The 13,614-nt window shown below is 56.6% G+C and carries 12 protein-coding genes and 4 tRNA genes; 5 read left to right on the top strand and 11 right to left on the bottom strand.

The features are described from left to right. Window positions 1–67: 67 nt before the first annotated feature. From yigB to lptM, 5 genes are read right to left on the bottom strand one after another with little or no spacing between them, the layout of a single operon-like run. The gene (gene yigB, locus MC50_RS09385; protein ID WP_032697954.1) at window positions 68–784 is read right to left on the bottom strand and encodes a 5-amino-6-(5-phospho-D-ribitylamino)uracil phosphatase YigB; all 717 of its coding nucleotides are present in this window, start codon (window positions 782–784) and stop codon (window positions 68–70) included. Then, window positions 784–1,686: a tyrosine recombinase XerC gene (xerC, locus tag MC50_RS09380; protein WP_032690035.1), complete on the bottom strand. Its 903-nt coding sequence runs from the start codon at window positions 1,684–1,686 to the stop codon at window positions 784–786. Before xerC ends, yigB begins: the two co-directional genes overlap by 1 nt. After that, on the bottom strand, window positions 1,683–2,390 hold the full coding sequence (locus MC50_RS09375) for a DUF484 domain-containing protein (RefSeq protein ID WP_004869595.1): 708 nt from the start codon (window positions 2,388–2,390) through the stop codon (window positions 1,683–1,685). Before MC50_RS09375 ends, xerC begins: the two co-directional genes overlap by 4 nt. Beyond that, window positions 2,387–3,211: a diaminopimelate epimerase gene (dapF, locus tag MC50_RS09370; protein ID WP_004869591.1), complete on the bottom strand. Its 825-nt coding sequence runs from the start codon at window positions 3,209–3,211 to the stop codon at window positions 2,387–2,389. Before dapF ends, MC50_RS09375 begins: the two co-directional genes overlap by 4 nt. Window positions 3,212–3,246: 35 nt before the next feature. Next, window positions 3,247–3,450, bottom strand: a complete 204-nt coding sequence (gene lptM / locus MC50_RS09365; protein ID WP_015585402.1) for an LPS translocon maturation chaperone LptM — start codon at window positions 3,448–3,450, stop codon at window positions 3,247–3,249. A 138-nt stretch (window positions 3,451–3,588) separates the two neighbouring features. Between lptM and cyaY the strand changes: the two genes are divergently transcribed. Further along, complete coding sequence (cyaY, locus tag MC50_RS09360; RefSeq protein ID WP_032690036.1) at window positions 3,589–3,909, top strand: iron donor protein CyaY; 321 nt, start codon at window positions 3,589–3,591, stop codon at window positions 3,907–3,909. 84 nt (window positions 3,910–3,993) lie between these two features. On the opposite strand, the gene cyaA is transcribed toward cyaY, so the two are convergent. Next, on the bottom strand, window positions 3,994–6,546 hold the full coding sequence (gene cyaA, locus MC50_RS09355) for a class I adenylate cyclase (RefSeq protein ID WP_032690037.1): 2,553 nt from the start codon (window positions 6,544–6,546) through the stop codon (window positions 3,994–3,996). Window positions 6,547–6,902: 356 nt separating this feature from the next. Between cyaA and hemC the strand changes: the two genes are divergently transcribed. From hemC to hemY, 4 genes are read left to right on the top strand one after another with little or no spacing between them, the layout of a single operon-like run. Beyond that, window positions 6,903–7,844, top strand: a complete 942-nt coding sequence (hemC, locus tag MC50_RS09350; protein ID WP_032697956.1) for a hydroxymethylbilane synthase — start codon at window positions 6,903–6,905, stop codon at window positions 7,842–7,844. Beyond that, on the top strand, window positions 7,841–8,581 hold the full coding sequence (hemD, locus tag MC50_RS09345) for a uroporphyrinogen-III synthase (protein ID WP_032690039.1): 741 nt from the start codon (window positions 7,841–7,843) through the stop codon (window positions 8,579–8,581). The genes hemC and hemD overlap by 4 nt, the downstream gene beginning before the upstream one ends. Before the next feature lie 21 nt (window positions 8,582–8,602). Beyond that, entirely contained in the window at window positions 8,603–9,772 is a 1,170-nt protein-coding gene (hemX, locus tag MC50_RS09340; protein ID WP_047663714.1) for a uroporphyrinogen-III C-methyltransferase, read from the top strand. Window positions 9,773–9,775: 3 nt separating this feature from the next. Continuing rightward, window positions 9,776–10,972 carry a protoheme IX biogenesis protein HemY gene (gene hemY, locus MC50_RS09335; protein ID WP_032690041.1) on the top strand — a complete coding sequence of 399 codons (1,197 nt, stop codon included), beginning with the start codon at window positions 9,776–9,778 and terminating at the stop codon, window positions 10,970–10,972. Window positions 10,973–11,501: 529 nt separating this feature from the next. On the opposite strand, the gene MC50_RS09330 is transcribed toward hemY, so the two are convergent. The 5 genes from MC50_RS09330 to thrP form a co-directional block, all read right to left on the bottom strand. Further along, window positions 11,502–11,578, bottom strand: a tRNA-Pro gene (locus MC50_RS09330). A 42-nt stretch (window positions 11,579–11,620) separates the two neighbouring features. Beyond that, window positions 11,621–11,707, bottom strand: a tRNA-Leu gene (locus MC50_RS09325). 22 nt (window positions 11,708–11,729) lie between these two features. Next, window positions 11,730–11,805: transfer RNA gene (locus tag MC50_RS09320), tRNA-His, on the bottom strand. Window positions 11,806–11,872: 67 nt separating this feature from the next. Further along, window positions 11,873–11,949: transfer RNA gene (locus tag MC50_RS09315), tRNA-Arg, on the bottom strand. A gap of 102 nt (window positions 11,950–12,051) precedes the next feature. Next, window positions 12,052–13,437, bottom strand: a complete 1,386-nt coding sequence (gene thrP, locus MC50_RS09310) for a bifunctional threonine/serine APC transporter ThrP (RefSeq protein WP_032690042.1) — start codon at window positions 13,435–13,437, stop codon at window positions 12,052–12,054. Window positions 13,438–13,614 lie beyond the last annotated feature (177 nt).

Genomic DNA, 13,614 nt, shown 5'->3' with positions numbered 1-13,614 from the left:
GAAATGAGCTGCCCGGCAACGCATCGTCTACCGGGCATACTGTTAATATATACAGAACTAGTGGTGATTATATCAGCGAGGTCAGAGATGCCAACCGTGAAATTTCAATGTGTGGCAGCAGGCGGCTGTCGGTCGCGCGCATCAGATCGGCCCCCTGCGGCTTGATCCAGCAGGCCTGCATGCCGCAGCGAATAGCGCCCGCGACATCGGTGGTCAGATCATCCCCCACGTGGAGTATCTGATCCAGCGGCAAATCAAGACGCTCCGCCGCCAGATGGTACATATCAGCAAAGGGTTTCGATCGCCCGTCCGGACCAGCACGCAGAACAAAACGGAAATAGTCGCTCAAACCAAAGAGTTCGGGCTGCGCGTTGCCGTTGGTCACCGCCACCAGCGGCCATTTCTCCGCCAGCGCGGCCAGCGTATCGTGAGTTTCCTGCGGCACATCGATCAAACTACGCCAGTGGGCAAAATTCGCCATTGCCGCATCCGCGCCCTCGGCAGCCTGCCCGGCAGAGAGTCCGGCATTCGTCATCCCCAGCACCAGCGCGCGGCGGCGCCACTCGGTGACGTCATGGTAAATCTCGGGCTCGCTCTCCAGCAGCGTCTGGCGTAGCCGCTGCAGCTCGTTGGCATCAAACTGGCTCAGTGACGGATGGTAGCTGCGCACAAAGGCCAGCGACTCCTGCAACGTCCGGTCGATGACCGGGCGGTTGTCGTAAAGGGTATCGTCCAGGTCAAACGTCAGTGCAGAAATTTGGCCCAGCGGTCGGTAAAAACGCATTATTTCCCCCGTTTGGCGCGCGGATGCGCCGCATCATACACCGAGGCAAGGTGTTGAAAATCAAGATGGGTATAGATTTGGGTGGTCGAGAGATTAGCATGACCCAGCAGCTCCTGTACGCCGCGCAGATCGCCGCTCGACTCCAGCATATGGGTGGCAAAGGAGTGGCGCAGTTTATGCGGATGCACGTGGCTATTCAGCCCCTGCTTAATGCCCCATTCGGCAAAGCGCTTCTGCACATTACGCGCGGAAATACGTTTCCCCAGTTTAGATAAAAACAGCGCAGCGTCATCCGTGCCAAACAGACCGCGTAAATCGAGCCAGTGTTCGATCCACGCCACCGCGCTGCGCCCAATCGGCAGGCGGCGTTCTTTGCTTCCTTTGCCCATCACCCACACCTCCCCGGATTCCAGATCGAGGTGTTGAATATCCAGATTGACCAGCTCGGAGAGACGCAGACCCGCGCCGTACATTACCTCCAGCATCGCCCGATCGCGCACCGCCAGCGGATCGTTAAGATCGATATCCAGCAGCCGGTTGACGTCATCGACATCAATATTTTTCGGTAAGTGACGGGGAATTTTTGGGGCGGAGATACCTTTCGCCGGGTTCGCCGCCAGCTCGCCCTGCGCCACCAGCCAGTCAAAGAAACTGCGCAACGCGGAAAGCCGCAGCGCAAGGCTTGCCGGCCCCAGCCCCTGTTTACGGCTACGGACCGCCAGACCACGAACCTGAGCGGCATCGCACTGCTGCCAGCTTTTGAGCCCCGCCTGTTCCGCGAGCGCCATCAGCGCATCAAGCTGACGCCGGTAGTTCAGTAGCGTGATCGGGCTCAGCTGACGCTCCACGCCCAGATAGCGTAGAAAGCGCTCAACGGCGGTGAATAAGGGAGAGTCGGTCATGCGCGTTCAACCCAGCGCTCCAACAGACCCGGCAGCATTAACGCAATTTCCTGCAGCAGCTGCGTTCCCTGGCCTTGTTGATAATGCTGGGCATCGCGACTGCTGAAAAGCATCACGCCAGGGGCATCATCGCCGCCCAGCAGCGACATCGCCACCGAGCCGATAGCTTTCGCTTCCGGCAGTACCACCAGCAGTTCAGGTCCGTGCAGCGGCCCGAGATAATGACGAGCCTGCCCAAGACGCTGAATGCGGATAGGCTCAAATGCCTGCCGGCTTAACGCCAGATGGGTGAATTTTGACGGCGCGCCCAGCCGCCAGCTATCGGGAAACAGACGCACCGTCGCCCCCGCCAGCCCTATTTCGCGCGCCCAGCGGTGAAAGCGATTGAGCATCTCATCAAGGCTTTCCGCCGCCGCCAGCCGCGTCTGCAGATGCAGCAGACGCTGGAACAGGCTCTCATTCGCCGTGGCCTGCTCCATCAGCAGCATCATGTTCTCTTCCAGCACGTTGATATGGTTACGTGCCCGCACCATGTGCCATTCCACCAGCGAGATCGAGCCGCGTACCGGATGCGGAACGCGCATGTGCTCGACCAGTGCAGCATTACGAATAAAAAATTCAGGATGTTGCAACAGATAGTCCACCACCGCGCGGTCGTTCAGCGCGCCGGTGATTTCCTGCTGTTCTTCCCCGACTTGTTTCATAAGTGAATAAATCCGTCGTAGACATGTGCCGCCGGGCCAGTCATAAACAACGGTTGGCCCGGGCCTTTCCAGGCGATATCAAGACGCCCGCCTGGCAATTCCACGCGTACTTCTTCGGCCAGCAGTCCCTGTTGGATACCAACCGCTACCGCCGCACAGGCACCGCTGCCGCAGGCCTGAGTTTCACCTGCGCCGCGCTCATAAACACGCAGACGAATGCGATCGCGCTCGACCACCTGCATAAAACCGATGTTGGCGCGCTCCGGGAAGCGTTCGTGGCTTTCCATCACCGGGCCGAGGGTTTCCACCGCGGCGGTTTCCACATTATCGACCTGAATGACGCAGTGCGGGTTCCCCATCGAGACCACGCCGCACAATACTGTCTGCTCGGCGGCGCGCATAATATAGGTCTTTTCCGCTTTGTTGGCGCGGAAGGGCACCTGAGAGGGCTCGAAGTTCGGCTCCCCCATGTTGACGCGCACCAAATCGTCTTCCGTTACGCTTAATACCATACGACCGTTTGCCGTGCTCACGCGGATGTCACGTTTATTGGTCAGGCCTTTCAAGCGGACAAAGCGGGCAAAGCAGCGCGCGCCGTTACCGCACTGCGACACTTCGCTGCCGTCGGCGTTGAAGATACGATAATGGAAATCCAGATCCGGATCGTAAGGCGGCTCAACAACCAGCAGCTGATCGAAACCGACGCCCAGATGCCGATCCGCCAGGCGGCGAATCAGCTCCGGTGAGAAAAAAACATTCTGCGTTACCGCGTCAACGACCATAAAATCGTTGCCAAGGCCATGCATTTTAGAGAACTGCATCATCTACTCCAGTCGCGCGGAACAGAACGTTATCGTTAATAGTTTACCTGGGTCGGGCCGCCGCTATCGCCGCGATCGTTACGATCTGGCGCCGAGCTCTGGATACCGCTATTGACCGGTTTGGTCGGCGGAGCCGCCGTCTTTTCTGCCGGAGGGAAATAAAGCGGTCCCTTCAGACCACAGCCGGTCAGGCTGAAGATCGCCAATAAAACGGCAAGCGTTGGAAAAACGTTTTTCATTGATAGTTGCCCGTGATTCACTCTTTCTGCTTTCTATCATCGCAGGAGAAGACGTAAAAGCAAGCGTTTAGCATCCGACTGCGCGCGCTTTTGTTTCGCGCTATACTGCCGCCATCTTAAAAAAAGCAGGGTAGAACCATGAACGACAGTGAATTCCATCGCCTGGCTGACAGCCTGTGGATGACCATCGAAGAACATCTGGACGAGCGGGACGGCGATAGCGATATCGACTGTGAGATCAACGGCGGCGTGCTGACCCTCAGTTTTGAGAACGGCAGCAAAATTATTATCAACCGTCAGGAGCCGCTGCATCAGGTGTGGCTGGCGACAAAGCAAGGCGGCTACCATTTTGATCTTAAAGGTGATGAGTGGGTGTGCGACCGCAGCGGTGAAACCTTCTGGGACCTGCTGGAGCAGGCGGCGACCCAGCAGGCCGGCGAAGCCGTGAGTTTTCGCTAAGCCAGCGCTTTCATCGTCATCGGGAAAGCAAAACCCCGGCGAAAACACAACGTCGCCGGGGAAATGGTGACTCAGGAACGTCGGTCAGGAATAGTGCTGCTGCAGCATGGGCGACGCCACGGCATCCTGGCTCACCGGCGCGGCAGCCGCCCCGATCGCCTGGCTGCGGAACGGAATCACCTGAGGTCGACCGTCAACGTCGACGATCTGATAGAACTGCGGCAGGTTGAAGTTGATAAAACTGGAGCCGTAGGTGAAACGATCGTGGGATGAAGAGTAGAAGCGGCTCACGTCACGCACCAGCTCCTCTTTACTGCCTTCACAGTGATGATAAACCTCGGCGCGGTTGCTCTCGTCGAGAATATAGATATTAAATCCGCTCTCGTTATCCGCCTCTTCAAAGAAGAACTGAATAATCCCTTCGCTGGCAAATCCATCCACTACCGCCGGTAGCTTAACATGGTTGGTTTCCACCTGAACCGACAGGCCGTGCAGCTTGTTATGCGAGATAGCGCCGTAGAATTCAATGGCGTTCTCCAGCTTCTGCACCGACACGTTAAGACGTTCGAAAAACAGTCCCCAGGTCTGCCCGGAAACGCGCAGCGCCTTAAAGCGCCCGGTATCCTGACGGGTACTGGAAAGGCGCAGCTCAATGCACTCGGACACCATCTGCTGCACGCGGGTGCGAATGAGACCGCGCAGATGCTGACTGTAGCAGAACACTTCAACGCTATCCGGCGGCGCAGCATCCTGATGCATTTTACCGAGAATGGTTTTCAGCGCTTCGATCATCGCCTGCTCGCCGTTAAAGTGCAGGGTGCGCACTTCGTTCCACGAGTTGCGGTACAGCAGATCGACGCTACCGATTAAGCACTTCTGCTCTTCGCCAAAGCTGAAGACATCCAGTTTACGGAAATCAAAATGCACGACCTGATTGCGGAACGCCGCCGTCGGGTCATATTCGAGGTTGACGATAATCGCCAGGTGGCGGATTTCGCAGGGGCTATACAGCGCTTTGGGCGTTGGCGACGGCAGACGCAGCGGGAAATGGTGCGAAACGTCGGCGACCATCTCCTGAAGCTTCGCCAGATCGACGATACCGTTGCCCTTAATAAACAGGCGAGTGCGTGACGTCAGCAGGCCGTTAAACCAGGCCCATGCCACCAGCTTATTAAGATAACGGTTATATTCCAGCGGCTGATGGCTGATGATCGATTCCATATCCGGCGCACGGTTGTACACATACCAACCGGTACGGTTGGCACGGCCAGGAGGCACGTGGATGAAGGTCAGATTCGGCTCGGAGAGATCCGGAGAGATTTGCGGGTTCACCAGCGTCACTTTGCCCGGCAGCGCTTCAAACGCCGCATACAGCTTACGGGTCAGTACGCCGATATCCTGCGGACTGGCGGACACGCTGAGGTTGTTACGCCGCGCAAAGCGGATCAGGTTGCGATAGCTTTGCATCATCGCATCCAGCAGCTCGTTGTGCGCTTTGCGTACTTCGTCGATCTTCCAGTTAGCCCGGTTGTCCAGCATCATCAGACGCTTTTCATCCCAGCCCCACTCTTGCACCAGGTGGCTCACCACTTCACGACGCCAGCCTACGCAGGCGCGCTCGCGGCTGAGTTTTTCGCACACTTTCAGATAGAAACAGCGGCGCACCAGATCGAGACGCGTGTCGTCTTCAATGGCCTGCAGATAGGCGGTCACGCGTTCCAGCATCATGCAGTAAGGATCGAGCCCAAACGAGACGATTTCTCCGTCGTGCAGACGCTGTTTAATGTCTTTCGCCAGCAGGCGGTTGTTCGGGTACTCCCAGGAGTAGGCTTCCAGCAGCAGCGTTTTCAGCACCGCTTTATACGGTGAATCGATACTTTTATAGAGCTGCCACAGGCTGGCGCCGAAATACTCTTCCGCCGACAGCGAGCTCAGGCCGCCCAGATCGAGCCACTCATTTGGCGTCAGTACACCTTGCGCATAGAGCCCCATCACGTAATCGTCGTAATGATCCTCTTCGTCGCACGGCACCATATTCCACAGAATACGTTTCCCGGCGAGGCGCACGGCGGTGCGGTAGAACTCATCCAGCAGCAGGATATGCTGCGTCGACCCGCAGTCTTCGCCACCCAGGCTGCCGCTTTCGTTATGGCGGAAGCGGTTTTCGTCAATCAGGAAGAAGCTGACCTCAACGCCCAGCGATGCCGCCCAGCTTTCCAACAGGCTACATTTGCGCTGCAGCAGCTGGCGCTCTTCGGTATCAAGCCATGCCTGATGACAAACCCAGATATCGAGGTCGGAAGAGCAGCTTTGGCCTACGGAGGAGGTACTGCCCATCGAGTAGACGCCGGTTATCGGCAGTTCGCCTTTCGGCGGCTCCTGCGCCAGCATGCCGCGGTGCAGTTCTAACTCGTCAAGGTAGTGGCGTTGGGTTTCATCAGGCGTGTAGAGGCAAATGCCGCGGGGAACGTTACCGTCAAGGTAACCCGGCATCAACGGGTGATGATAATGTAGTAATGTCGGCAGTAGACTGTAAACCTGCTGGAAAGCGGGTCCCATGGCAGCAAGCGCGCGATCCACGCGCAGTTGGTTGATGGCATCCAGTCTCTGTTTCAGTGTCTCAATATAGAGGTACAAGACATATCGCCTGATGTTCAAAAACCCGTCGTACAATAGTACGGAGGATTTCAGTATTTCAACAAAAACCGTCACCATTTGTCGTCGGTGTGGTTGTGATGAGCTGCTGACGGACAAATGGTTTAAAACGTGATCAATCTAACACCTTGCTCATTGACCGTAAAGAAAGATGCGCTACATACAAGTGTAGCACCGTTTACTGCGTGTAAATTCCTCACTACGGTTGTGGCAACCGCAATGGCACCAAACGCAAATAACGCAAAAAACGAAACAGCCGCCCCCCTAATCCCACAAAACTAACATCCATAAGGCAACAATGTTAGGATAGTTTGTGGTCGACAATGACGGTAACAAGCATGTTAGACAAAGTTTTGAGAATTGCCACACGGCAAAGCCCACTTGCGCTATGGCAGGCGCATTATGTGAAAGAGCGCCTTGAGTCCTGCCATCCTGGGCTGGCGGTGGAACTGGTGCCGATGGTCACTCGCGGCGACGTGCTCCTTGATACTCCGCTGGCAAAAGTGGGCGGCAAGGGCTTGTTTGTCAAAGAATTAGAACTGGCCATTATCGAAGGGCGCGCGGATATCGCCGTGCATTCCATGAAAGATGTTCCCGTCGAGTTTCCCGAGGGACTGGGGCTGGTCACGATTTGCGAGCGCGAAGATCCGCGCGACGCCTTCGTCTCTAATCGCTATGCGTCAATCGATGCGTTGCCGCACGGCAGCATCGTTGGCACTTCCAGTTTACGCCGCCAGTGCCAGCTGGCAGCCCAACGTCCCGACCTGCAGATCCGCTCTCTGCGCGGTAACGTGGGGACCCGCCTCGGCAAACTCGATAGCGGCGAATATGATGCGATTATTCTGGCGGCCGCCGGGTTGAAACGCCTGGGGCTGGAGTCGCGTATTCGTCAACCGTTAACGCCGGAGCAGTCTCTGCCCGCGGTCGGCCAGGGGGCGGTCGGTATTGAATGTCGCCTTGACGATCAATGGACGCAAACCCTGTTAGCACCGCTGAATCATACGGAAACCGCCATCCGAGTCCGCGCGGAACGGGCGATGAATACCCGGCTGGAAGGCGGCTGTCAGGTTCCGATCGGCAGCTACGCTGAGCTGATTAACGGTGAGCTGTGGCTGCGCGCGCTGGTCGGTGCGCCGGACGGTTCACAGGTGGTGCGCGGTGAACGACGCGGCCAGCCGGAAGATGCCGAGCGTCTCGGCGTCTCGCTGGCGGAAGAGCTGCTGGATAACGGCGCCCGCGACATTCTCGCCGCCGTTTATGCAGGAGAAGCCCCTCGATGAGTATCCTGGTCACCCGTCCGTTGCCCCAAAGTGAAGAGCTGGTCAGCCGCCTGCGCGCGCTAGGACATGTGGCCTGGAGTTTTCCACTCATCGAGTTTACCCCTGGACGCGAACTGCCTGCGCTAAGCGGCCAGCTGGCCGCCTTATCCGCGGGCGATCTTTTGTTTGCGCTCTCACAGCATGCGGTAGAGTTTGCCCATGCTCGCCTGCATCAACTGGGCCAACGCTGGCCGAAAGCACCCGGCTATTTTGCGATTGGCCGTACTACGGCGCTGGCCCTGCATACGGTCAGTGGACAGAATATTCGCTACCCATTAGATCGGGAAATTAGCGAAGTCTTGCTACAATTACCTGAATTACAAAACATTGCCGGGAAGAAAGCCCTTCTTCTTCGCGGTAACGGCGGGCGGGAATTATTAGGCGAAACGCTCCGCGAGCGCGGCGCCGACGTCACTTTTTGTGAATGCTATCAACGTAGTGCAAAGCATTACGATGGCGCAGAAGAAGCAATGCGCTGGCAGTCCCGCGGCGTCACTACGCTGGTCGTCACCAGCGGCGAGATGCTGCAACAGCTTTGGGCGCTGATACCCCAATGGTATCGCGAACGGTGGCTCCTTCGCTGTCGCATTTTAGTTGTCAGTGAACGCCTGGCCCGGCAGGCCCGTGAATTGGGCTGGCAGGATATCCAGGTTGCCGATAGCGCCGACAACGATGCGCTGCTACGCGCATTACAATAACTCTCAACATTGGAAGCCATAATGACGGAACAACAAAACCAATCCGCCGTGGTTGAAGAGACCAGGGAGGCCGTGGACAAGGCGCCACAGCCAGAGAATACCGGAAAGAAAAACGGCGGTAATAAAACCAGCCTCGTTCTGAGCGCGGTGGCTATCGCCATTGCCCTCGCCGCTGGCGTCGGCCTGTTTGGTTTAAATAAACAGCAAGTATCACGGCAGAACGAGACCAGCACGGCGCTCGCCGATCGGGTGGCGGAGCTGCAAAAAGCGCAAGAAAGCCAAAAAAATGAACTCGAAGGTATTATCAAGCAGCAGGCGGACCAGCTAACCGAAGCGAAGCATCAGCAGGAGACGCTGGCGAAGCAGCTGGAAGACGTGCAGCAAAAAGTGGCCGTCATTTCCGGCAGCGATGCCAAAACCTGGCTGCTGGCGCAGGCTGATTTTCTGGTCAAATCGGCCGGGCGTAAGCTGTGGAGCGATCGGGACGTCACCACCGCCGCTGCGCTGTTAAAAAGCGCCGATGCCAGCCTCGCCGATATGAACGATCCGAGTCTGATTAGCGCCCGCCGCGCCATTACCGACGATATCGCGTCGCTGTCGGCCGTCAGCCAGGTCGACTACGACGGTATCATCCTCAAGGTTAACCAGCTTGCTAACCAGATTGATAATCTGCGCCTTGCCGACAATAACGATGACGACTCCCCGATGGATTCCGACAGCGAAGAGCTCTCCAGCTCTATCGGCGAGTGGCGCGTGAATCTGCAAAAGAGCTGGCAGAGCTTTATGGACAGCTTTATTACCATTCGTCGCCGCGACGAAACGGCAGTCCCGCTGCTGGCGCCAAACCAGGACATCTACCTGCGCGAAAATATTCGCTCCCGCCTGCTGGTTGCGGCACAAGCGGTACCGCGCCATCAGGAAGAGACATACAAACAAGCGCTGGATAATGTTTCCACCTGGGTTCGCGCCTATTACGACACGGAAGATGCCACCACCAGGGCGTTTCTGGAAGATGTCGATAAGCTGAGTCAGCAAAGCATCACAATGAATGTACCGGAAAATCTGCAAAGTCAGGCCATTCTTGAGAAGCTGATGCAAACGCGGGTACGCAACCTGATGGCGCAGCCTGCCGTGACCCAGAGCAGTGCGCCGACGCCCCCTGCACCTGCACCTGCGCCACAAGGAGAGTAACGCATGCTGAAAATTCTCTTACTCTTCGCACTGCTGATCGCCGGGATCGTTGTCGGCCCAATTATCTCCGGGCACCAGGGCTACGTTCTGATTCAGACCGATAACTACAATATCGAAACCAGCGTAACCGGGCTGGCGATCATCATGATCCTCACCATGGTGGTACTGTTTGCGATTGAATGGCTGTTCCGCCGTATTTTCCGTACCGGCGCCCATACCCGCGGCTGGTTCGTGGGCCGCAAACGCCGTCGCGCACGTAAGCAAACCGAACAGGCGCTACTCAAGCTGGCGGAAGGCGACTATCAGCAGGTTGAGAAGCTGATGGCGAAGAACGCCGATCATGCCGAGCAACCGGTGGTGAACTATCTGCTGGCGGCGGAAGCGGCCCAGCAGCGTGGTGATGAAGCCCGGGCGAATCAGCATCTGGAGCGCGCCACGGAGCTGGCCGGAGACGATTTGATTCCGGTCGAGATCGCGCGCGTGCGCCTGCAGCTGGCCCGCAATGAAAACCATGCGGCCCGCCACGGCATTGATAAGCTGCTGGAGATTACCCCACGGCATCCGGAAGTCTTGCGTCTGGCCGAACAGGCCTATACCCGCACCGGCGCGTGGAATTCACTGCTGGATATCCTGCCGTCAATGGCAAAAGCCAACGTCAGCGATGAAGAGCACCGCGCCGCGTTGGAGCAACAGGCCTGGATTGGCTTGATGGACCAGACCCTGGCCGATCGCGGAAGCGATGGATTACGTGAGTGGTGGAAAAACCAGAACCGCAAAACTCGCAGCCAGGTGCCTCTGCAGGTGGCGATGGCCAGTCTGCTCATCGAGAGCGACGATCACGATACCGCGCAGCAGATTATTATCGACGGACTGAAGAAGCAGTATGATGACCGCCTGGTGATGCTTATTCCGCGCCTGAAGACGAATAATCCGGAGCAGCTGGAAAAAGTGCTGCGTCAGCAGATTAAATCGGTCGGCGATCGGCCTTTACTGTGGAGCACGCTGGGGCAATCCCTGATGCGCCACGGCGAGTGGCAGGAGGCCAGCATCGCGTTCCGTGCTGCGCTGAAACAGCGCCCGGATGCCTTTGATTATGCATGGCTGGCCGATACGCTCGACCGTATGCATCAGCCGGAAGAAGCGGCATTAATGCGCCGTGATGGCCTGCTGCTAACGCTACAGAACAATCCTCAGCCTTAACCTGCCTTTCCGCTATCGTCTCTTCCAGAGGCGATAGCGCGCTTCTCTTCGCCCTCTTCTGCTCATACCGTTACGGACATAAAAAAACGCCTGCACTGAAACCAGGGCAGGCGTTAAAACAGGTCTGTTTGACAACAAATTGGGTGCTTCACTCAACGTTATGTCCATGGTGTTTGATGAGACGGTACGCTGTATCTCTCAAGCTACGTCGAAGTAGCGTGAAGAACGTGCGTATAAACGCGACATCTGTCAGTGGACGATAAGCACCGTAAACGGCTCTGCATCATTCCTGAGTTTATGAGGCCCGAGGGCGAACATAAGAGATGGAATGAGCATCTACCCGTTTATTATCGCACAGGTTCCGTGGAAATTGCATCAGCCACAGCGGTAAATTGGGAGGATTCCGGGCACGAAATTACGCGTTCGCATAGCGCACGGATAGCCGTTTTTTATTCGAGAGATCAGGGAGATAGAAGATTGTCGCGCTACGGCAGAAAACAAAAAACCCCGCCGAAGCGGGGTTCAAAATTGGTCGGCGAGAGAGGATTCGAACCTCCGACCCACTGGTCCCAAACCAGTTGCGCTACCAAGCTGCGCTACTCGCCGATGTACTGCTTTTTGAATTTTTAGTTCAATTCGTTAAAGTCGTGGTGCGAGGGGGGGGACTTGAACCCCCACGTCCGTAAGAACACTAACACCTGAAGCTAGCGCGTCTACCAATTCCGCCACCTTCGCATTTCACAACTCTATCAAATAATGGGGTGGCTAATGGGATTCGAACCCACGACAACTGGAATCACAATCCAGGGCTCTACCAACTGAGCTATAGCCACCACTGCAAATCTTTTCACGCGGCACTGTTAAATTAACAGTCCACCGCAGCTCAAGCACCGGGTTAAATGGTGCGCCCGACAGGATTCGAACCTGAGACCTCTGCCTCCGGAGGGCAGCGCTCTATCCAGCTGAGCTACGGGCGCTTAGCGCCGTTGCGGGGTCGGATAATACGGACTTCCCCCCCCGCTGTCTAGTGCCTTTTTAAATAAAATTTCTGTTTGGTCACGCTTTGTGCACTTTGGCGTTTATTCCGTCGTTTTATCGACATTTCCATGTCGACCGAGACCAAACGCCTTATAAATAAGCGTCACGAGGGCCAGGAAAAGTATTCCGACGAACAGCGACATACGGGTGTCGTCATTAAAGCCCATACCTATCAGCACACAAACCAGAAACGCCATCGTGAAATAGTTGGCCCACGGGAACAGCAGCGAACGGAACGGGTGGCTGGCCATCTCCTCCTGATGCGCACGACGAAAACGCAGCTGACTAATCAGAATCACAAACCACGGCACCATACCCGGCAATACGCTGGCACTGTAAACATAGACGAAGACCCGCTGCGGGTTGGGAATAATATAGTTCAGACAGGAGCCAATCAGCAGAATCAGAATCGACAGCGCGACGCCCACGGCCGGCACGCCATTGCGCGAAACTTTCGCCATTGCCGCAGGCAGTTGCCGGTTGCGCGCCAGCGCGTAGAGCATACGACCGCAGCTGTACATCCCGCTATTACAGCCGGAAAGCGCCGCCGTCAGCACCACAAAGTTGATAATACCCGCCGCCGCAGTAATACCGATTTTCGCAAAGGTCAGAACGAACGGGCTGCCGCCGGAACCAATTTGATTCCACGGGAAAATCGTGACAATCACGAAAATCGCGCCCACATAAAAAATCAGGATACGCCACAGGACCTTGCCCACCGCACTGCGCAGCGTGACCTGCGGATTCTTCGCCTCACCGGCGGTGATGCCGATAAGTTCAACCCCCTGATAGGAGGCCACCACGATACACAGCGCCGTCAGGAATCCTTTCCAGCCGCCGGCGAAAAAGCCCCCGTGTTCGGTCAGATTGCCAAATCCGATGGAGTGCCCGCCGTTGCCAAAACCAAAGAAGATCACCCCCAGCCCGACGACGATCATCACGATAATGGTGGTGACTTTAATCATCGCGAACCAGAATTCGATCTCACCATACAGGCGTACTGCGGCCAGGTTTGCCAGCGCCACCAGCCCGACGGCAATAAGCGCCGGTATCCACTGCGCCATATCCGGGAACCAGAACTGCACATACACCCCGATGGCCGTAATCTCCGAGATCCCGACCGCCATCCACATAAACCAATATGACCAGGCGGTAAGATAGCCGAAAAACGGGCTCATATAGCGGTGCGCGTAAACGGCGAATGAACCGGTCACCGGCTCAAGGAACAGCATTTCGCCCATCGAGCGCATGATAAAGAAGACAAATAAACCGGCGATAATATACGCCAGCAGGACCGAAGGACCGGCCCATTTCAGCGTGCTTGCCGCCCCCATAAACAAACCCACGCCAATCGTCCCGCCAAGGGCGATAAGCTCAATGTGTCTGGCCTCCAGTCCGCGCTGGAGTTCCGCTTTTTTCTCTGTCATATAACCTCTTGTGTTTGCCCTGCTTCCGGTTTTTGTTCCTCGTCCATTGAGCGGCACGCCTGAGGGCCGACCTTACCCCCACCCGTAGCACAGCGATTCATGCCGTCGGGAGTGACAGGTTTGCCATGGCGCGACCCGCGAATGGTCTTGCCCATATACCGGTTATTTTTATTAATG

This window comes from Klebsiella planticola (genome assembly GCF_000783935.2).
Lineage (GTDB): Bacteria > Pseudomonadota > Gammaproteobacteria > Enterobacterales > Enterobacteriaceae > Klebsiella > Klebsiella planticola.
The sequence above is the reverse complement of the archived record's forward strand: the minus strand, read 5'-3'. Positions and strand labels throughout refer to the sequence as shown.

Excerpts from the sequence above, each read along its gene's own strand:
- hemD (WP_032690039.1), top strand. The coding sequence starts at position 7,841 with ATGAGTATCCTGGTCACCCGTCCGTTGCCCCAAAGTGAAGAGCTGGTC.
- cyaY (WP_032690036.1), top strand. The coding sequence starts at position 3,589 with ATGAACGACAGTGAATTCCATCGCCTGGCTGACAGCCTGTGGATGACC.
- dapF (WP_004869591.1), bottom strand. The coding sequence starts at position 3,211 with ATGCAGTTCTCTAAAATGCATGGCCTTGGCAACGATTTTATGGTCGTT.
- hemY (WP_032690041.1), top strand. The coding sequence starts at position 9,776 with ATGCTGAAAATTCTCTTACTCTTCGCACTGCTGATCGCCGGGATCGTT.
- MC50_RS09375 (WP_004869595.1), bottom strand. The coding sequence starts at position 2,390 with ATGAAACAAGTCGGGGAAGAACAGCAGGAAATCACCGGCGCGCTGAAC.
- lptM (WP_015585402.1), bottom strand. The coding sequence starts at position 3,450 with ATGAAAAACGTTTTTCCAACGCTTGCCGTTTTATTGGCGATCTTCAGC.
- thrP (WP_032690042.1), bottom strand. The coding sequence starts at position 13,437 with ATGACAGAGAAAAAAGCGGAACTCCAGCGCGGACTGGAGGCCAGACAC.
- hemC (WP_032697956.1), top strand. The coding sequence starts at position 6,903 with ATGTTAGACAAAGTTTTGAGAATTGCCACACGGCAAAGCCCACTTGCG.
- yigB (WP_032697954.1), bottom strand. The coding sequence starts at position 784 with ATGCGTTTTTACCGACCGCTGGGCCAAATTTCTGCACTGACGTTTGAC.
- xerC (WP_032690035.1), bottom strand. The coding sequence starts at position 1,686 with ATGACCGACTCTCCCTTATTCACCGCCGTTGAGCGCTTTCTACGCTAT.
- hemX (WP_047663714.1), top strand. The coding sequence starts at position 8,603 with ATGACGGAACAACAAAACCAATCCGCCGTGGTTGAAGAGACCAGGGAG.